The 19,102-nt window shown below is 36.6% G+C and carries 20 protein-coding genes; 8 read left to right on the top strand and 12 right to left on the bottom strand.

The features are described from left to right. Positions 1 to 30: 30 nt before the first annotated feature. Together J4771_RS09990 and J4771_RS09985 are read left to right on the top strand one after the other, a co-directional pair. Complete coding sequence (locus tag J4771_RS09990) at positions 31 to 354, top strand: translation initiation factor (RefSeq protein ID WP_224134873.1); 324 nt, start codon at positions 31 to 33, stop codon at positions 352 to 354. Between the two features lie 126 nt (positions 355 to 480). Further along, complete coding sequence (locus J4771_RS09985; protein WP_224134872.1) at positions 481 to 1,335, top strand: nucleoside phosphorylase; 855 nt, start codon at positions 481 to 483, stop codon at positions 1,333 to 1,335. Positions 1,336 to 1,379: 44 nt separating this feature from the next. Here J4771_RS09985 and J4771_RS09980 read toward each other — a convergent pair whose 3' ends face one another. After that, on the bottom strand, positions 1,380 to 1,940 hold the full coding sequence (locus tag J4771_RS09980) for a DNA-3-methyladenine glycosylase I (RefSeq protein WP_224134871.1): 561 nt from the start codon (positions 1,938 to 1,940) through the stop codon (positions 1,380 to 1,382). Between the two features lie 185 nt (positions 1,941 to 2,125). Here J4771_RS09980 and J4771_RS09975 point away from each other — a divergent pair, with 185 nt between their 5' ends. Beyond that, entirely contained in the window at positions 2,126 to 2,425 is a 300-nt protein-coding gene (locus tag J4771_RS09975; RefSeq protein WP_224134870.1) for a hypothetical protein, read from the top strand. 102 nt (positions 2,426 to 2,527) lie between these two features. Next, positions 2,528 to 3,337 (top strand): enoyl-ACP reductase FabI, encoded by an 810-nt coding sequence (locus J4771_RS09970; RefSeq protein WP_031501880.1) that lies wholly within the window; start codon positions 2,528 to 2,530, stop codon positions 3,335 to 3,337. 70 nt (positions 3,338 to 3,407) lie between these two features. Here J4771_RS09970 and J4771_RS09965 read toward each other — a convergent pair whose 3' ends face one another. Then, complete coding sequence (locus J4771_RS09965; protein ID WP_224134869.1) at positions 3,408 to 4,436, bottom strand: threonine aldolase family protein; 1,029 nt, start codon at positions 4,434 to 4,436, stop codon at positions 3,408 to 3,410. A gap of 284 nt (positions 4,437 to 4,720) precedes the next feature. Here J4771_RS09965 and J4771_RS09960 point away from each other — a divergent pair, with 284 nt between their 5' ends. The 4 genes from J4771_RS09960 to J4771_RS09945 all read left to right on the top strand — a co-directional run bounded on the left by J4771_RS09960 (position 4,721) and on the right by J4771_RS09945 (position 8,128). Further along, complete coding sequence (locus J4771_RS09960; RefSeq protein WP_224134868.1) at positions 4,721 to 5,371, top strand: metal-dependent transcriptional regulator; 651 nt, start codon at positions 4,721 to 4,723, stop codon at positions 5,369 to 5,371. Positions 5,372 to 5,447: 76 nt separating this feature from the next. Further along, positions 5,448 to 7,073, top strand: a complete 1,626-nt coding sequence (gene pruA / locus J4771_RS09955) for an L-glutamate gamma-semialdehyde dehydrogenase (RefSeq protein WP_224134867.1) — start codon at positions 5,448 to 5,450, stop codon at positions 7,071 to 7,073. Positions 7,074 to 7,237: 164 nt separating this feature from the next. After that, a complete protein-coding gene (locus tag J4771_RS09950) occupies positions 7,238 to 7,711 on the top strand; it encodes a copper resistance protein NlpE (RefSeq protein ID WP_224134866.1) in 474 nt (157 codons plus the stop codon). A gap of 174 nt (positions 7,712 to 7,885) precedes the next feature. Continuing rightward, entirely contained in the window at positions 7,886 to 8,128 is a 243-nt protein-coding gene (locus tag J4771_RS09945) for a YtxH domain-containing protein (protein ID WP_224134865.1), read from the top strand. A gap of 136 nt (positions 8,129 to 8,264) precedes the next feature. Here the strand turns inward: J4771_RS09945 and ypfJ are convergent, their stop codons facing one another. The 10 genes from ypfJ to J4771_RS09895 form a co-directional block, all read right to left on the bottom strand. Continuing rightward, a complete protein-coding gene (ypfJ, locus tag J4771_RS09940) occupies positions 8,265 to 9,122 on the bottom strand; it encodes a KPN_02809 family neutral zinc metallopeptidase (RefSeq protein ID WP_224134864.1) in 858 nt (285 codons plus the stop codon). 37 nt (positions 9,123 to 9,159) lie between these two features. Next, on the bottom strand, positions 9,160 to 11,235 hold the full coding sequence (locus J4771_RS09935; protein ID WP_224134863.1) for an LTA synthase family protein: 2,076 nt from the start codon (positions 11,233 to 11,235) through the stop codon (positions 9,160 to 9,162). A gap of 62 nt (positions 11,236 to 11,297) precedes the next feature. Then, positions 11,298 to 11,816: a 6,7-dimethyl-8-ribityllumazine synthase gene (ribH, locus tag J4771_RS09930; RefSeq protein WP_224134862.1), complete on the bottom strand. Its 519-nt coding sequence runs from the start codon at positions 11,814 to 11,816 to the stop codon at positions 11,298 to 11,300. A 57-nt stretch (positions 11,817 to 11,873) separates the two neighbouring features. Beyond that, on the bottom strand, positions 11,874 to 12,584 hold the full coding sequence (locus J4771_RS09925) for a YfgM family protein (RefSeq protein ID WP_224134861.1): 711 nt from the start codon (positions 12,582 to 12,584) through the stop codon (positions 11,874 to 11,876). A gap of 112 nt (positions 12,585 to 12,696) precedes the next feature. Further along, complete coding sequence (locus tag J4771_RS09920; protein ID WP_224134860.1) at positions 12,697 to 13,572, bottom strand: carboxypeptidase-like regulatory domain-containing protein; 876 nt, start codon at positions 13,570 to 13,572, stop codon at positions 12,697 to 12,699. Between the two features lie 21 nt (positions 13,573 to 13,593). After that, positions 13,594 to 14,733 carry a TlpA family protein disulfide reductase gene (locus tag J4771_RS09915; protein WP_224134859.1) on the bottom strand — a complete coding sequence of 380 codons (1,140 nt, stop codon included), beginning with the start codon at positions 14,731 to 14,733 and terminating at the stop codon, positions 13,594 to 13,596. Between the two features lie 190 nt (positions 14,734 to 14,923). Beyond that, entirely contained in the window at positions 14,924 to 15,460 is a 537-nt protein-coding gene (locus J4771_RS09910; RefSeq protein WP_224134858.1) for an adenine phosphoribosyltransferase, read from the bottom strand. Position 15,461: 1 nt separating this feature from the next. Continuing rightward, positions 15,462 to 16,628: a hypothetical protein gene (locus tag J4771_RS09905; RefSeq protein ID WP_224134857.1), complete on the bottom strand. Its 1,167-nt coding sequence runs from the start codon at positions 16,626 to 16,628 to the stop codon at positions 15,462 to 15,464. 56 nt (positions 16,629 to 16,684) lie between these two features. After that, positions 16,685 to 17,707 (bottom strand): hypothetical protein, encoded by a 1,023-nt coding sequence (locus J4771_RS09900; RefSeq protein ID WP_224134856.1) that lies wholly within the window; start codon positions 17,705 to 17,707, stop codon positions 16,685 to 16,687. A gap of 57 nt (positions 17,708 to 17,764) precedes the next feature. Continuing rightward, positions 17,765 to 19,099: a quinol:cytochrome C oxidoreductase gene (locus J4771_RS09895; protein WP_224134855.1), complete on the bottom strand. Its 1,335-nt coding sequence runs from the start codon at positions 19,097 to 19,099 to the stop codon at positions 17,765 to 17,767. Between the last annotated feature and the right edge of the window lie 3 nt (positions 19,100 to 19,102).

The following is a 19,102-nucleotide window of genomic DNA, read 5'->3' as shown; positions in this document are numbered from 1 at the left end:
TTACAAGATTTATTTCCTTAATTTTGTTCAATGGACATCAGAGATCAACTCAAAAATCTTTTCCCCGAACACGAAGAACAGGATTTCGAAATGCCTGAAGAAAAATTCCAGCAGAACGAACCTTTAATCTGCAAATTTGAAAAGAAAGGCAGAAACGGAAAACCCGTGACTTTAATTGAAGGTTTCGAGGGAAGCGAAGAAGATTTAAAGCAAATTTCGAAAAAAATAAAAACCACTCTCGGAATCGGGGGTTCAGAAAAGGATGGAATCATCGTCATTCAAGGCGATAACCGAGACAAAATTATGAAAATCCTGCAGGAAATGGGTTACAAAACGAAAAGAGTTGGAGGATAAATTTCAGGGGGCAAATAAAAAGAGCCAATAAAGAAGTGCTGTAAGATTCCCGTTTTAAGATCGAATTAAAATTTACTGTTTCAAACTATATCAAACAATTTCAAATTACATCAAACAAAAAATAAAATGCTAAACAAACTCGCTGCTTCCGAATTGGTACTCAATCCCGATGGAAGTGTGTATCACCTCAACTTATTGCCGGAAGAAATTGCCGGAAAAATTATTTTGGTAGGTGATCCCGATCGTGTTCCAAAAGTTTCAAAATATTTTGATAATATAGAATTTAAAAAGAACAAACGTGAATTTTACACGCATACCGGAACTTTAAGAGGTGAAAGAATTACCGTAATGTCCACCGGAATCGGGACTGAAAATATCGACATCGTGATGAACGAACTCGATGCTTTGGTAAATATAGATTTAAAGGAAAAAGAATTCAAAAAAGAACACACCGCACTGGAACTTTTCCGTCTCGGAACTTGCGGAAGTGTGAATCCTGATGTGGAGGTTGATAATATGTTGGTGACGCAAAATGTGGTGGGATTAGATGGATTGCTTCATTTTTATTCTGATTATCAATTTGAAAATGAGTTTTCTAGAAACTTTTTGGAAAAATTCCCATACGAAAAAATTAAACCGATGCTGTATTTTTCAGATTGGGCAGAAGAAATTTCGGATTATTACAAGGACGCAAAATACCACGGAAATACGGCAACTTTTCCAGGATTTTATGCGCCGCAGGGAAGACAGTTACGCTTAAGAGCAATCGATGACCAGTTTTTGGAAACTTTGAATGATTTAGGCGTAACCAATTTTGAAATGGAAACTTCTGCGATTTATGGACTTTCCAAATTATTGGGACACAAAGCTTTAACCGTTAATTGCGTCATTGCCAACAGAAGGCGTGGCGAATTTTCTGCGGATCACCACACTTCGGAGAAAAATATGATTGAATGGGTTTTGGAGCGGATCATCAAATAAAAAAAAACTTAAAAATAAAATGCGGCTTAGTTTAGCCGCATTTTTTATTGATTTCTCACCCAGCATTCCTGAAGGTGATCATTCACCATTCCCGTAGCCTGCATGTGTGCATAAACAACAGTAGAGCCCAGAAACTTGAAACCGCGTTTCTTTAAATCTTTTGCCAAAGCATCGGAAATTTCTGTCGTCGCCGGAACCTGTTTTAATTCTGAAAATTGGTTAACGATTGGTTTTCCGCCGACAAAACTCCAGATGTATTCTGAGAAGGTTCCGAACTCTTTCTGAACTTCCATAAACCTTCTCGCATTATTAACTGTTGCCAAAATTTTTAGGCGGTTACGGATAATCCCGGAATTTTGCATCAACTCTTCCACTTTTACGTCGTCATACGCTGCAATTTTTCGATAATTATACCCATCAAAGGCTGTCTTGAAATTTTCACGCCGTTTCAGTATCGTGTACCAGGACAATCCTGCCTGGAAACTTTCGAGCACCAAAAATTCAAAAAATGTTTTGTCATCATAGACGGGCTTTCCCCATTCATTATCATGATAAGCTCTGTACAAATCATCCTTTTCGCACCACGCACAACGAATTTTTTCCATGAACCAAATATAGTTTTTGATCGGCTTACTTCAAAATTATCTGCTTATTACAACTCGCAATTGGACAATTAAGAAAAATTTATAGAAAATTTAACATCTATTTAAAAGTTTAGGAACAGATGTTGCAAATTAACATAATATCAAATTAATTTTTCACCAATTGCTAACTAAAAAAAAATATTATTATGGACAGACAAGATTTCAACAAAGCAGAAGATGCAGTGAACGACGTAAAATGGACTGTAAACGATTATGCTGATAGAGCAAAAGATTATATCCGCGAGCAAAAAGAAAAAAACGCTAAACCTACCGCTGAAGGTTGGTTAGAAAGAGCGAAAGAAAATGTTTCCGAGGCTTGGGAAGATACTAAAGATGCTGTTTCTGATGCTTGGGAAAAAACAAAAGATTTGGCAGACAATACTTGGGAGAAAACCAAAGATGCTGCTGAGGATGCAAAAGCCGAAGTAAGAAAGGCTACCAATTAACAGAGAAATTCAAAATAAAAAAGAGAAACCTAAAGAAATTTGGGTTTCTTTTTTTATGCTGAAAACAATAAATATTTTAAATTTGTGAAAAATAATAATATTATGTCATACGGATTATTAAAAGGCAAAAAAGGAATTATTTTCGGTGCGCTGAACGATCAGTCGATTGCATGGAAAGTTGCCGAAAAATGCCACGAGGAAGGAGCTGAATTTATCTTATCAAACGCTCCTATCGCAATGAGAATGGGAGAAATAGATGAGTTGGCAAAAAAAACAGGTTCAGATGTTGTTCCGGCAGATGCCACATCAGTGGAAGATTTAGATAAACTTTTTGCACATGCTGAAGAAAAGTTCGGAAAAATCGATTTCATCCTGCACTCCATCGGTATGTCCGTAAACATTAGAAAAGGAAAACCATATACCGACCTAAATTATGATTTCCTTGAAAAAGGCTGGGACGTGTCTTCTGTTTCTTTTCACAAAGTAATGAAAGCAGCTTGGGACAGAGACATCATGAACGAATGGGGTTCTATCCTTGCTTTAACTTATATCGCTGCACAAAGAACTTTCCCGAATTACGGAGATATGGCCGATAATAAATCGTATCTTGAAAGTATCGCAAGAAGTTTCGGATACTATTGGGGAGAAAGAAAAGTGCGCGTAAACACTATTTCTCAATCTCCTGTAATGACTAAAGCAGGTGCCGGGGTGAAAGGAATCAGCGGATTCTTCAATTTCGCGGACAGCATGTCTCCACTGGGAAATGCCGATGCCTCGGATTGTGCAAACTATTGTGTAAGTCTTTTCTCGGATCTTACCAGAAAAGTGACGATGCAGAACCTTTTCCACGATGGAGGGTTTAGCAGCACTGGAGTTTCACAGAAAATCGTTGATAAATTTGAAGATTTATAATAGAAACAATTGATCAAATGAAAATCCGCCCTTTTTTTGGAGCGGATTTTTTTATTAAAATCTCCAATTTTTACAATTCCTCAATCTCCTTTACAAACAATTGCGTGATTTCATCCGTAGTTGCCCAAGAAGTGATAATTCGTATCGCTGTATGTTCTTCATCAATTTTTTTCCAAACGTAAAAATCAAAATTTTCAGAAAGTTTGGTTATTTGGTTTTGATTTAAAATCGGAAAGATTTGGTTGGTGTAAGTTTCCGATAAAAATTCACAACCGATTTCTTTAAAAGCAGATTTTATCTTCATCGCCTTTTGATTCGCGTGCTTTGCCAAATCAAAATAAAGATGGTCCTTTAATAATTCCTGAAACTGAATTCCAAGAAGTCGACCTTTTGCGAGCATCGCTCCTTTTTGCTTTAAATGAAAACCGAATTCTTTTTGAAGATTTTCGTTATTAATAACAATTGCTTCACCAATCAAAGCTCCGTTTTTAGTACCGCCGAGATAAAATGCGTCGGTATATTTTGCTATATCTTCTAAAGTCAAATCATTGGTTTCGGCAGTTAAAGCATGAGCTAATCTTGCGCCGTCCATGAAAAGAAAAAGATTTTTTTTCTGACAGAACTGATGTAAATCCTGCAATTCTTTTTTGGAATAAATTGTCCCAACTTCCGTGGAATTTGAGATGTAAACCAATTTCTGTTTCACCTGATGCGGAATATTTTGGTGAACATCAATCACTTTTTGAATATCTAAAGGTCGAAGTTTCCCATCCACAGTTTCCACACCGTGAACTTTATGTCCGGTCGCTTCAATCGCACCGCTTTCGTTGGTGAAAATATGTCCTGTTTCGGCAGAAACCACACTTTCATGTGGACGAAGAAAAGCTGACATGACAATCAAATTCGCTTGCGTTCCGCCCGAAACAAAATGAACTTTTGCCTTTGGATTGTTGATTATTTCCTGAATCAAATTTTCAGCGTTCTTGCAGTAATCATCTAATCCGTAACCATTCTGCTGTGTAAAGTTACTTTGAACCAAAGCCTCCAAAATTCTTGGATGTGCTCCTTCTGCATAATCGTTTTTGAAAGAATATTTCATGTGCTAAAATTAGAAAAAAACGGTGATTTCACTCATAATTTACCGTGAAAACACCCGTACTTTAATGTAAAATTATTACAACCTTTGTAGTGTAAAACTAATAACCGAAACTAATAACCATTAAAACATTAAAAGATTATCACCCGCAATTTTCCCATCGAATTTTCATAGCATTTATTTTTTTCAGGTAATTTTTTAATGAAATTCGAAACGCACATAGCTCAATGTGCGTTTCTTGCTTTAAGATTTTATTGTTAGATTTGCATTCCTCACAATCTAACTTTATGGTTTCTCTTACCGAAGAAAATTATTTAAAAGCAATCTTCCATCTTATCAATGACGAAAACACCGTCACGATTAATGAATTAAGCAAATTTTTAAATGTGAAAATGCCGAGTGTAAATAACATGATGAAGAAATTTGCCGATAAAAAATGGGTTATTTACGAAAGTTACAAGCCTTTAAAGATTACTGATTCAGGAAAAAAAGAAGCCGCTTTAATTGTAAGGAAACACCGATTGACTGAAATGTTTTTGGTGGAAAAAATGAATTTCGGTTGGGAAAACGTGCACGAAATTGCGGAACAGCTCGAACACGTTCACTCTGAAATTTTCTTCGACAAGATGGATGAAATCCTCAACTATCCTAAATTCGATCCACATGGTGAACCAATACCCGATAAAGATGGAAACATTATCTCGCAAGATTTGCAGAAATTGAGCAACTGTAAAATAGGTGAAAAGGTAGTTTTTGCTTCTGTGACAAGTTCGGATGATGATTTCCTGAATTATCTCAACACAAGAAATTTGGAGTTAGGCAAAAAAATAGAAATTCTGGAAATTGAAAAATACGACAAATCAATGGCGGTGAAAATTGATAAAAGCCAAGTTGTTTTAAGCAAAATCGTCTGTGAAAAAATTCTCGTGAAACCGTAAAAGTGATTTTTTGGAACATACCATTAATTCACTTAACTTTGTAACATTCACAAAAAAATCAATAAAAATTAAAAATATGTCAAAAGCACTTTCACAAGTTCCTTATGCCGTAAACGAGCCGGTTAGAAGTTATGAACCAGGTTCTGCGGATGTGAAATCCCTTATTTCTACCTACAAAAAAATGTGGAAAGAAAAAGTGGAAATCCCAATGTACATCGGTGGTAAAGAAGTAAAAACCAAGGAAAAAGTACGAATTGAATCTCCACAAGATCATCAGCACGACCTCGGTTTTTATTATCAAGGAGACATGAGTCATGTTGATGCTGCGATTGAAGCTGCATTGGCCGCAAAGAAACAGTGGAATGCTTTAGGTTGGGAACAAAGAGCTTCTATTTTCCTGAAAGCTGCAGATTTATTGGCAGGTCCTTACAGAGACAAACTAAACGCTGCAACCATGATTGGACAGGGAAAAAATGTAATGCAGGCTGAAATTGATTCCGCTTGTGAACTGATTGATTTCCTTCGTTTCAATGTGGAATTCATGACAGAAATGTACGCTGAACAACCAATTTCTGCGGAAGGAGTTTGGAACAGGGCAGAATATCGTCCGTTGGAAGGTTTTTGTTTTGCGGTGACTCCCTTTAACTTTACCGCAATAGCAGGAAATTTGCCGAGTTGTATGGCGATGATGGGAAATGTGGTGGTTTGGAAACCGTCTCATTCTCAAGTATATTCTGCACAGGTGCTTATGGAAATTTTCAAAGAAGCTGGAGTTCCGGATGGCGTGATTAATCTAATTTATACCCCCGGCGCAGAGACTGCGAAAAAAGTTCTTGCTCACCCTGATTTTGCTGGACTTCACTTTACCGGCTCCACTTCCGTTTTCCAGGGAATGTGGAAAATGATTGGCGACAATATCCACAAATACAAAACTTATCCAAGAATTGTAGGTGAAACTGGTGGAAAAGATTTCGTGATGGCTCATCCAAGTGCAGATGCTGCGGCGGTTGCAACGGCTTTGGTTCGCGGAGCGTTTGAATATCAAGGACAGAAATGTTCGGCTGCTTCCAGAGCTTATGTTCCAAAATCTTTGTGGAAAGAAGTTCAAAAAATTATGGGAGATCAATTGAAATCTATCAAAATGGGTTCACCTGAAGATCCTTCAAACTTTGTGAACGCGGTTATTCATCAAGCATCTTTTAATAAATGTAAATCTTACATCGAAGCAGCGCAAAAATCTAAAGACGCAAAAGTAATTTTCGGTGGAAAATGTGATGATAAGAAAGGATGGTTTGTAGAACCTACAGTGATTGAAACTTCAAATCCTCAATATTCATCGATGTGTGAAGAGATTTTCGGACCGATTTTGACGATTTATGTTTACGAAGACGAAAAATGGGCAGAAACTTTGAAACTGGTGGATGAAACTTCACCTTATTCTTTGACAGGTTCTATTTTCGCAAAAGACCGTTACGCAATCGATGAAGCTTATCACGCTTTGGAAAACGCAGCAGGAAACTTCTACATCAACGACAAACCAACGGGAGCTGTTGTAGGACAGCAACCTTTCGGTGGAGCAAGAGCTTCCGGAACGAATGATAAAGCAGGTTCAAAAATGAATTTGTTGAGATGGGTTTCTGTACGCTCGATCAAAGAAACTTTTGTGAGCCCGAAAGATTATAGATATCCTTTCTTAGGCTAAGGTTTAGGTTAAGGTTGAAATAAATCCGTGGAAATTTTCTGCGGATTTTTTTCTTTAAGCAAAGATTATTTTATGTAATGTTAATTTTTAGTAATATTCAAAACAAAACAAAAATTCTGCATACAATTTTCATTAAAACAATTCCGTAAAACCTTTCTGTTACAATGAAAAAATTAATCATCCCTGTACTAATCGCAGGACTTGCGTTGACTTCATGCAAAAAAACTGAAGAAGTGAAAACTGATGACACATCGGTAAACGCAGCTACACCAAAAACTTCTTCTGTTGACAGCACTGCAGTTGTTTCAACAGGAGACACTACAGAAACCTCGGTAGACTGGAACGGAACCTACACTGGAAAAATTCCGTGCGCAGATTGTCCTGGAATTGAAACAAAATTGATTTTGAACAATGACAAAACCTACACTTTAGACGAAAATTATCTTGAGAGAAAAGATGGTAAATTTTCTGAAAAAGGTACTTTCACTTGGAGCATAGACGGTTCTTTCATCACTTTAAACAATGGTGAAAAAGACGCAATGCAGAAAGTATTTTTCGTGGGAGAAAATCAAGTTTTCCAAGCGGAAAAAGTAGGCGACCGTTCTGTAAAACCAGAATATAAATTAGAGAAAAAATAATCTATCTCCAAATAGATCTTAGTAAGTTCCTGCAAAAGCCGGAACTTTTTTCTTTTGAATATTTTAGGCAAAATATTTTAACAAAAATTTATATGACAAACTTGGTTTGTGGCACGCTTTTTACAATTATAAGACTATCAAACAAATTTTTAAAATAACTTAAAACTTAAAATTATGAGCACTAAAAGAAACGGCTTATTAGCATTGTTAGGACTTGGAGCATTGGCTTGGTGGAAATACAAAAACTCAACGCCAGAAGAGCAACAAGCAGTAAAAGACAAAGTAAATTCTGCAAAAGACAATTTCAACAAATGGGGAAATGACTTGAAAAATAAAGCAAACGATTTATCACAACAAGTTCAGCAGAAAGTAGATCAGGCAAAAACAACTGCTGAAAATTCAATGAATCAAAACTAAGAAATCTCACATTCATATAGTTTTTAAACTGCGGCACAATTTGAGTCGCAGTTTTTTTGTTCAGTTTGCTTTTATTTGGTTCAAAAAAATCCCGAAAAATTAATTCGGGATTTTTTGGTATAATTAAAGCTTTAAATTATTTCAAAAGCGCATTGAAAGTATCACCTTGTCGAATATCTCCGGTATTATAACCCTTCATGAACCATTCTTTTCTTTGGGCAGAACTTCCGTGGGTAAACCCTTCCTGATTCACATAACCTTGTGAGCGACGCTGAATATTATCATCTCCTACAGCTTCCGCCGCTGAAATTGCGGATTCAATATCTCCTGGTTCTAAAAAATTTTCTCTATTGTCGGTTTGTCTAGCCCAAACTCCCGCATAGAAATCCGCCTGAAGCTCGGTCGCAACAGAAACTCGGTTCATTTCCGATTCAGAATATCTTCCGCTTGCTCTCAATTGATCCACTTTTCCGGTTGTTCCCAAAAGTGTTTGTACGTGGTGTCCGATTTCATGTGCCATTACATACGCAATGGAAAATTCCGTAACCTGCGCTCCAAATCTTTGTTGAAGTTCACGGAAAAAACTCATGTCCATATAAACGGTTTGGTCTGCAGGACAATAAAAAGGCCCCATTGCTGCTTGCGCAGTTCCGCATCCGGATTGAGTTACGCTTTCGAACATTACCACTTTAGGATCGCGGTATTGCATTCCGTTTTCTTGGAAAATTTTGCTCCAGGTTTGTTCATTTTCTTTGGTAATCATAGAGACGAAATCTCTAACTTTCAGTTCGTCTGGAGTTAGATCACGCTGTTCGGTTTGTGCTCCGCTGCTTCCCATCCCAGAAGAAAGAATCGCAGAAGGATCACCTCCTAAAAAAAATATAATTGCAGCGATAATGAGCGTTCCAAGTCCGCCCCCAACTAAAAGTCCGCCTCCTCCACCGGAACCGCGTCGGTCGTCAACATTTTCGCTTCTGTCGTTTGTCCATTTCATAGTCTAAAAATTTACTTTTTTAAAAGTACAAAATATTTTATTTATTCAGTTTATTTTCTTTCAGCCAATAGGAAACACTTTGATACGCTGAAACACAATCGTCGACCAAATTTTGTACCGATTTCTGCACCGGAATTTCATCGTAATAAAGTTTAAAATTATCCTGTAATTGAGAATTTTGAAGCTTTAATGAATATTGTTTCACTTTTTTTGTGGGTGAAATTATAGTTAGGTAATTGTCTTTAATTAAACCTAAATCCTGATAAGTGGCGATGTACGCTTTCGGTTGGAAATTTTCTTTAAAAACATCCTGACCCAAAAATTTAGTTTTATAATTAAAGTTGAGCAATCCTAACAAAGTAGGCATCACATCGATTTGCGACATGGTGGGGTTGAATTGCTGTGGCTGAATAAATCCTTCCGAAAAAATCATGGCGGGAATTCGGTATTTATCCATCGGAAGTTCAGTTTTTCCGGCACTGGAAGCGCAGTGATCGGCAACAATAACGAAAACAGTATTTTTGTACCAATCTTGTTTTTTTGCCAATTCGAAAAACTTCTTGATGGAGTAATCGGTATATTTTACCCCGCCTTCTCTTGATTTTGCTGTCCCGGGAATATCGATTCTTCCTTCAGGATACGTAAATGGGCGGTGATTGGAAACCGTCATCCAATGATTAAAAAAAGGTTTTCCCGATTTCGCCTCTTGGTTCATCACCTGAATTGCCTTTTTCGCCATATCTTCATCGGCAACTCCCCAAACGTTGGCAAAAGAAATTTCTTCGGTTTTGAAATTATTTCTGTCGATAATATCGTAGCCGTTTCCTTTGTAAAAATCTTCCATATTGTCGAAATAACTGTAACCGCCGTACAAAAATTTTACATCGTAACCTTTTGATTTAAATACACTTCCTGTGGTGAATTTATTTTTATTGTTTTCTCTTTTAATGATACTTTCCCCTGCCGTTGGCGGAATACAAAGCGTTAAAGCTTCCAAACCGCGAACGGTTCTGTTTCCTGTTGCGTATAAGTTGGTGAACATTAAAGATTTTGTCGCCAAACTGTCAAGAAAAGGGGTGATTTTTTGAGTGTTTCCATAATGTTCCATAAAATCTGCTGATAAACTTTCAATGGAAATTAAGACTACATTTTTCTTGAGTTCAGGGTTTTCAGAAACGATTTCTCTTTGTAACGTGGGCGGTTGAAACTGTTTCAGAAAATTTTCTTCTGCAATTTTTTGATTTAAAGTTGGGTAAAACTGAAAATAATCGAGCTCGTTATGGGTGAATGCGTGATAGAATTTCGGCAGTCCATTCGCCTGAATCTCCTGTGCAAAAGTGTTGTCGGATTTAATTTTGTCAAATTGAGGAATTGCAAATAAACTCAATCCGCACAACAAAAGAAAACTTCCCAATAAAATTAATTTCTGTTTAAAATTCAGAAGCGTTAAAAGCTCGTTTTTAGTGTTTTTAAAAATAAACCAAGTAACGAATAAAGTTAAAGCCAAAATCGCCGAAAACAAAGGAACTACAGGATAAGATTCCATGATATTTCCGATGACTTCGTTGGTATAAATCAAGTAATCAACGGCGATAAAATTGTAGCGAACCCCAAATTCATTCCAAAAGAAATATTCGCTCACCGCGTTGAAAATTATCAGTAAGACATACAAAAACAACGTGATGAAGTAAAGGATATTCCGAATCCTGATTCTTTGATTCGGCAAAAACAACATCAACCCGAACAGCAAAGTTTTTAGTCCAACAAATGCAATCGCGACTTCCGGAAATGACCCGCCATATTGCTTGAAAATATTTCCGGGAACAAACGCCGTGTAAATAAAAGCCAAAACAAGCACCCCAAAAATTAAGTACCCGTAAGGCTTTTTGTATTTCGAATTGGAAAGAAAAAGAAAGTAAACCGCCAAAAAACTACTTGCCAAAATAAAGACGAAAATATCAGTTAACAATCCGACACTCAAAATTTTTAAACTTTCTAAAATCCCAAAACTTGCAGTAGTAATCGGATGGAAAATGAAGATAATCCTTAAAATCAAGGAAAGGATGATGTAGAAAATTCCGAGATAAAAGAAGGGTTTTAATTTGGATAGCATGGTGTTTTGTTTGGGGGAAACCTCATAGGTTTCGGAAACCCATGAGGTTTTATAGGTTAAAATTACAAATTTCCGAAACCGATATTTCCCTTTTTCTTTGAAAGATTTCTTTTAAAATCGATCATCTGCAATGCGGTTACGGCGGCTTCAATTCCTTTGTTGCCAAGATTTCCGCCGCTTCTTGCGATGGATTGTTCTTTGGTGTCATCGGTTAAAACACAGAAAATAGTGGGAACATCCGTCAAAATATTACAGTCTTTAATTCCTTGCGCCACTGCGGAACACACGTAATCGAAATGTGGCGTTTCCCCACGAATCACGCAACCGATTGCAATTACCGAATCAAACTTTCTTTCTTTGCACAACTGCATCGAAGCGTAATTCAATTCAAAAGCTCCCGGAACTTTGAAGATTTGGATGTTTTCTTCTTTTACACCTTCCATTTTTAAAGTTTCCAAAGCCCCGTCGCGAAGATTGTATGTCACGAAATCATTCCATTCTGAAACAACAATACCGATTCTGAAAGAACCGGCATCATTGATCTGTAATGGTTTGTAATCTGAAAGATTTACTGTTGCCATTTTTAAAATTCAATATTCAAAATTCTGAATTCAAAATTCAAAATCATTGGTTTTCAATTAGTAATACTTAACCATTTCGATGTAGGAATCCGACATTCCGTTGTCGTAATCCTGATATTTTTCGTCGATGGTAGTGAAGTATTTTTTTGCTTCGGCATTTTTCTTTAAAGCCAATGCAACCAATCCTGCTTTTCTTGTGAAGTAGTAGGAAGTGTAGGGATCGTCTGAAGCCGAAGTTGCTTTATCTAACAAAGAAAGTGCGTCGTCGTTCTTGTTCAAATTTGATTGACAATCAGCCATTGCTCCATATTTTAACGCCATCAAAGTTTTGTTGTCGGAAGAAAATTTATCCAACAAATCATACGCTTCCTGATATTTTCCTTCTTTGAATTTGATTAATCCCGCATTGTAAGCAGAAAGTTTTCCTACTTTAGTTCCTGAAAAATCGTTGTATGTTCCAAGGAAACCTGGATTTGCAGCAGTTTTTCCACCTAAAGCCAAATCATCTTTTCCGTCGGCAAGATTTTTTTGTGCAGCAAGATAACTTAAAGTCGCCTCTTCGTTTCTTGGTCCCACATAAAACTGATTGTAGGCGAAGTATCCCAAAACTGCCACAACCAAAGCTCCGAAAACCATCATTAAGGTTTTCGCATGTTTCTCCAAAAACTGCTCTGTATCGAGTGCGCCCCTATCCAAATCCTTGAAAACTTCTACCGTTTCCTTTCCTTCCATTTCTTTATTGTTCCCGTGCGGTCTATGTTTTGCCATAATCGTATTAAAAATTGAAGTGCAAATTTAACTGTTTTTGAGGGATATACAAAATTATGATGAAAATAAATGGTGTGGGTGAGTTGGTGTGTTTGAGAGTGGGTGAGTTTATCTACTTCTCAATTTTCACATCCACATTAATCGCGGGAACGATACTTGCGGGAAGAACTTTCCACGGTTCAAGGTAACTTCTTTGAAACGCTTTTCCTAAAAATCCTGCACTCACAAAGAAATTGCCATCAAAATCCCTGTCCAACGGTTGGAAGCTGATAAAGTATTTTCCTTTCAGCCAAATGTTTTTTCTTGAAACATCAAATGTGAAAACACCGTCTTTTATCGCACCCTTCGAAATTTCAAAAACAAGGTCTTCTGAATTAACCAATTGATTGGGTTTCCCATCCTTTTCATCATAAATATTGAATCTTGCAGGAATTGGTTCCTCTAAAGTGAATTGCGCAAAATTCAAATTAATTTTCATCAGTTTCGTATTTTTCTTAGTCTCAATCGAAATGGCGATTTCACTTTGCGGCTGGTTGAGTTCTTCTTCGGAATAGCGTTTTTTGGCATTCTTCGAGTTTTTCGAAAGATAATCGATATGAATGCTTTTGGATTTTGAGTTGTAGCCCAAATTTGCATCTTTGAATTTTTTAGGTGTAATCACGATTTCAGGAATATCGCTGATTCTTTCTTCCAAGAAAATCTGATGACTGTTTTGTGAAATAAATTTACCCACCGAAATTTGAAAAGGTTTAAAACCTGCGACTTCTACAATTAAGTTTCCGCTTTTATTCACGTGGGTAAAATCCAAAGAAAAGTTTCCTTTTTCATCGGCAATCGCTCCCAAAGTTTCGTTCAGAATTCCGATTTTGGCGAAAGGAACGGGTTGTTTGGTTTCGTTGGAAATGATGGTTCCGTGAATAGTTTGGGAGGAAAACCAATTGGAAAATAGAAAGAATATTATTAAATAATAAAGGTGTTTGAATTTCATTGTCTTTAGTGTTCAAGTTATTTAATTTAAGTTTTGAGTCAACAAAACCTCAAGTTCTTTCTGTGAAATATTCTTCTTGATAATTTTCCCATTTTCATCTAAAAGAAAATTGGTTGGAAAAACCTTAATCGTCCATTTATCAGATTGTTTAGAGTTTTCGTCGAGATAAATTGTCCAAGGAATTTCAAATTCTTCAATTGTTTTCTGAAGATTAGGTAATGCGAAAGTTTTGTCCGTTGCGATTCCTACCATTTCAAAACCTTTCGGATAAAATTTGCCATAAAGTTCTTTGTATTTAGGAAGTTCTTCTCTACACGGTTTGCAATGGCTGAACCAAAAATCTACTAAAGTATATTTCGCCTTTGGCACTTGAAATTTGACCGACTTTTTCTGTAAATCTGTAATTTGAGGAATTGGAAACTGATTGCCGACGGAAAAAAATTTGGCTTCTTTTATAGCAGAAAAAAGAACTTCTGCAGAATTCTTAGACTTAATATTTCTAGAGAGATTGTTGTGTGTTTTCTCGTAAATTTCTTTGTATCCGTGTTGTTCAAATTTTTCCACCAATTTCCAAAAAGCAACAAAAGATTCGGGATGTTTTTTTGTATATTGAAATAATAATTCATCTTCTTTTGCCGAAATATTTGCGTCAAATTTTGAATTTTCCTCCCAAAATTCTTGTGGAAATTTATCAACACTTCCATATTTCTCAAAAGTGCTTTTACTATAAAGTGCTCTTTTTTCAATCTCTTTATTAACAAGTGAAAAGAAATTAGCAAACTGCTTAATCTCCTTCTCAATGCTTTTATCAGAAGTTGTAACTGTAAATTCCTTTGAATCCTTTGAACCTAAAATGACTTTTTGATTCTTATTATTCAAGAAATAATTATCACTCATGAAAAATGAGTTTTCTTCAATTCTCTCAATAAAAATGTAGGGATAGAAAAAGTTGTCACCAAATTTTTTTATTTTAAAATCAAAATTTTTGTCTTTAACAGAAATCGTGTCTATCAAAGTATTTGATGAATAATATTTTGGGGCAAATTTTGGGGCTAATAAAAGTTCATTAGATTTTCTAAACGAAATTCCTTTGATTGAATAAGCTTGCGAAATACAGATTACGGAATAAAATAAAGCGATTAATAATAATGTTTTTTTCATTTAAGATTCTTTCAAAATCAAATATAAAAACATTTCATCACTCCATTATTTGAAAAACGTTAAACTTTTCACAATAGTGTAAATAGCGGAAAATTCTGTGAAATCGCGATTAGTACCGAGGAAGGCGAGAAAACTTTTGAGAAAGCGTTGGATTTGGTGTATGAAAAATAAAAATTTTAAACTTAATAAATCAATACTCCAAAATCTGATGTACTTCCGCATCAAACTGCTTCAATCGTTCCGTTCCGTGAAGTTCTTTCAAACCAATTAAAAAACTGAACTGAGTTACTTTTGCGCCTTGCTTCTCCACTAATTTTGCGGCGGCTTCTGTCGTTCCTCCGGTTGCGAGAAGGTCATCGTGAACCAGAACTCTTTGTCCGGGTTTTAATTGTCCGGTGCGCATTTCGATTTCAGCGGAACCGTATTCCAAATCATATTTTTGGGCGACGAACGGTGGCGGCAATTTTCCTGCTTTTCTGATGAGGATGAACGGAACTTCCAAAGCAACGGCAACCGCGATTCCGAAAAGGTAACCCCGACTTTCAATTCCACAAACTGCGTCGATTTTTCCATGGCTGAAATTTGCCAAATCTTCAATCACTTCTTCGTACAGTTTCGGATTGAGGAAAATGGGTGTGATGTCTTTAAACTGAATTCCGGGTTTTGGGAAATCAGGGATGTTTTCGATGGTTTGTTCTAACTTTTTGATCAGTTCGGGATTCGACATTCTAATTGATTTTATAGCTTGAGATTTTCCACTCACCGTTTACATTTTTCAGTCCGAAGGTAACTTGCAAAGCGGTTGTTTTTCCTTCCTTGTCTGTTACATCGTAAGTTGCGTTCACACTTGCCGAGTTTGCTGAAGAACTGTTGGTGGAAATATTTTTCACATTAATATTTTTTACGGCTCCAAATCCTGATGTTGGATTAGAAAAGGTTTCATAAGAACCCCAACTAGGATTTTCAGCGGTGTCATAAGCTCCACGAAGATTTTGTGAACTTAGGTTGTTCAAGAATCTTGTCACACTTGCTTTCGGATCTGCTGCAGGTTTTGTAGGATTTGTACCCGAATTATCTGTTGGTAGAGTTGGATCAACGGGAACAACTGTTGGATCGCTTATCGTAGAATTTGCTGGATTTTGATCTGGACTTCCTGAAGGCATTAAAAGAGCTTTAGGATTAACAGGAACTCCGATTTTAGACATTTTAAAAGTCTTTTTGGTGGTTTTTACGGAAACCGTGATGTCGATTTTATTATCTATAATTTTCTGTGAAGGAAGTGAGGCAAATCTTAAATTAAAACCTTTGAAATTATTGTCCTGCATTAAGTTTTTGGAAGTAAGAATTCTGTTTCCGTTACTGAAAACTTCAAGAACGGCTTCCAAACCTGCTCCTGTGAAGATAACAGGCTTCCCTTGAGAATCCACCAATCTCGGAACAATTTGAAGTGCCTGTGTTCCCAAAACATTGTCGGTTGGAACTTCGGTTGCTTCTAGACTTAAAGAACTTGCTGAAACATCATTTGGATCGGATTCTTTTGCCGATTCATTGCCGAAAATATTCATTTCACCCAATGAAGGTGGACCTGTACTTGACCATTCAATTCCATTCTTTTGAGCAACTTGGTCGGCTAAAGAAAGGATTCCCGGAACTTTTAGTCCGTTGATGAGTTTTCCCAAAGCATTCAGTTCATTTACATCGCCATCTGCTTCCACCCCAAAAGTCTTTAAGATATAGAGTGCCTCATTGAATTTCACCTGTTGCAAAGTGCTCAAACTTGAAGCCATATCATTGATGCTCGATTGCAAAGTTTTGGGATTGGTTGCATCCACTTTATCTTTTTTGCAGGCCGCAAAAAGAAAACTTAACAGGAACAGAAAAAGAATTTTTTTCATTGTATTTCGGTTTACTACAAATTTATGAAAATTCCGAATATTGGCTCGTAGGTAAGTTAGTAAGTGTTCTTAACTTCCACAAATTTCCCCCCATTAAAATTACTGATTACTTGCAGCAATTGCGGAAAGTTATCTTTCTCCCAATATTTTTCGCTGTAGTAACTGTTTCCGGTTTTGAATTTTACTGATGTTTTGATTTCATCATTCCCGTAACGAAGATTAGTGGGGAAGAAGTTCTGGTAGACTTTCAGATCATTGAAATCTGGTTCTGAACGAAATTTCATTTTTGCTGAAATCAGAAGTCGAGCTTCCAGGAAATCGCGCAGTTTTTTTTCAGAATCTTTTTCAAAGGCAAGGATATAATCGCCTTTGGCTTGGGTGATCCAAATTCCGAGTAGTTTTTTCACTTTGTCATCAAATCTTGTCGCCTTCATCTCAATCAAATCCTTATTGGTAGTTGTAACCTGGCGCACAGTATAGTTTTTAGAATCTTTCTGATAGTAGCTCAGATCTTTGGTAAGCATGGTTGGTGTAAGGATTCCCAGATTGCCGGTCATTGTATGACTTGCAATAGTTTTGGTAATCTTTTCTGGTTTTGTACGTTCGTAAATACGGTATTGGTAAACAACCGTGTACAGAAATTTTTTGTTCTTATTATCAAACACATGAGTGGCAATTCCATCTGCGTAGCAGTTTGTAATTCCGTTTAAGGTTACGGTTGAGTTAAAGTTGCCTTCGAGGAAAATATATTTTGCGTTGGAATTATCTTGCAGAACAACGGGTTCAATCGTTTTTACGCGATCTTTTAATTTTACTATTTCCCGGTTCAGATCACTAAAAGTTAGTTCTCCAATTTTCTCATTTTCGTAAATGAGCGAATATTTTTCCTGAACCGGCTTCAATGACTCTGAAGTAATTTTTCCTTCAATATCAGATTCTGCGAGTAATTTTCCGGATTGGTCATAAACGAAAATTTGCGGAAGAGGTGTTCCTGAATTTTCCGAAATAAACTGCATCGTCTGCGCATTTACCAGCGAAAAGAACAGTCCTAAAACTAAAGATAGAATTTGTGTTTTCATAAAAAAGACTGATTAATTAAAGAATCAGTCTTTTGAAAAAAATATTTGTTACAAAATCTAGAAAGGATATTCGTAAATCTCTGATTCTTTCAAGAATGGATTTCCTGTTGGGATCAGCTTCAATTTGCTCAATGCCGTCATTACTGCGAAAACAAATAATCCTGCAAAGAATAGCAAAGCACCAACCGTTAATAATAAAACTTCAGGTGTTTTCCAGTAAGGGCCAACTGTTCCCGGCATTACCATGTTGAAATAATTTACCCACTGTCCTAACAGAACGATTACCGCCATAGTTGTTACTACTTTGTAATTTCTCTTGATGCTTGAGCTTACCAAAACCAAAAGTGGAAGCAAGAACACAAAAATCATTACCGGCAAGAAAGTCCAGCTGTAATATTCAAATCTACCAAAGAAATAGTTAACTTCTTCTGGAATGTTTGCGTACCAATACAACATAAATTGTGCGAACCATGTATAGGTCCAAAGCATACTTGTTGCAAACAGGAACACCCCTAAATCATGTAAATGGTTGTCATTGAATTGTGGCAAGAAACCATTTTTCTTTAAATATACACTGATCAAAATGATTACTGCAATTGAAGAAGCTAAAGCACTCACCATCGCGTACCAAATGTACATTGTTGAATACCAGTGAGGGTCGATTGACATTAACCAATCCCATGCCCATGCTGCGGAACAGAACCCGAAGAAAGAGATATAACCAACACTCCAACTGTAATAGTTTGCGTAGATTTTTCTGTTTCCTTTGTTTTCATCAACTTTTTTAGACATTGACTTTAGTTTCCATGCGAAGAAGGATGCTCCAACAACATAGAAAATTGTTCTGAATGCATAGAATGGGATGTTCAAAAACTTTTTCTTCTCGTAAAGAATTGGGTCAAAGTGTGGATCTCCCGGAGTCGTTAAAGAAGAATCCATCCAGTGGAAAAGATGACCTTGATGAGTCACATTTAGTAACATTATGATAATCAATATCGCTCCTCCCCATGGAATATAAGAAGCGATTGCTTCCATCACTCTCAAGATGATGATTGGCCAACCTGCGTGTGCCGCATTTTGAATACTGTAGAAAAATAATGCACAGCAGCTCAAAGCGAACAAAAACACCGCCACCGAGTGAACCGCAGCAAGTGGCTGATTGTGAATCTGCATTTTTGCATGTTCCAAATGAGCTGCGTGATCTTGCGGACCAATTAATTCACTTGAATGCGTAGGTTTATTAAGACCTCCCGCATGAACCGCCTCCATCAAATGCTCAATTTTAGCATCATCAATCCCGTGATTCATAAAGTAGCCTGCTCCAAAAAGCACCAATCCCAGAACGATGAATATGATTGAATATAATCTTAATTTAGGTGAAAAACTATACATTTT

It is taken from the genome of Candidatus Kaistella beijingensis, assembly GCF_020084865.1.
GTDB classification, from domain to species: Bacteria; Bacteroidota; Bacteroidia; order Flavobacteriales; family Weeksellaceae; genus Kaistella; species Kaistella beijingensis.
Note: the sequence above shows the minus strand (reverse complement) of the source record. Positions and strands in the feature narration are given on the sequence as shown.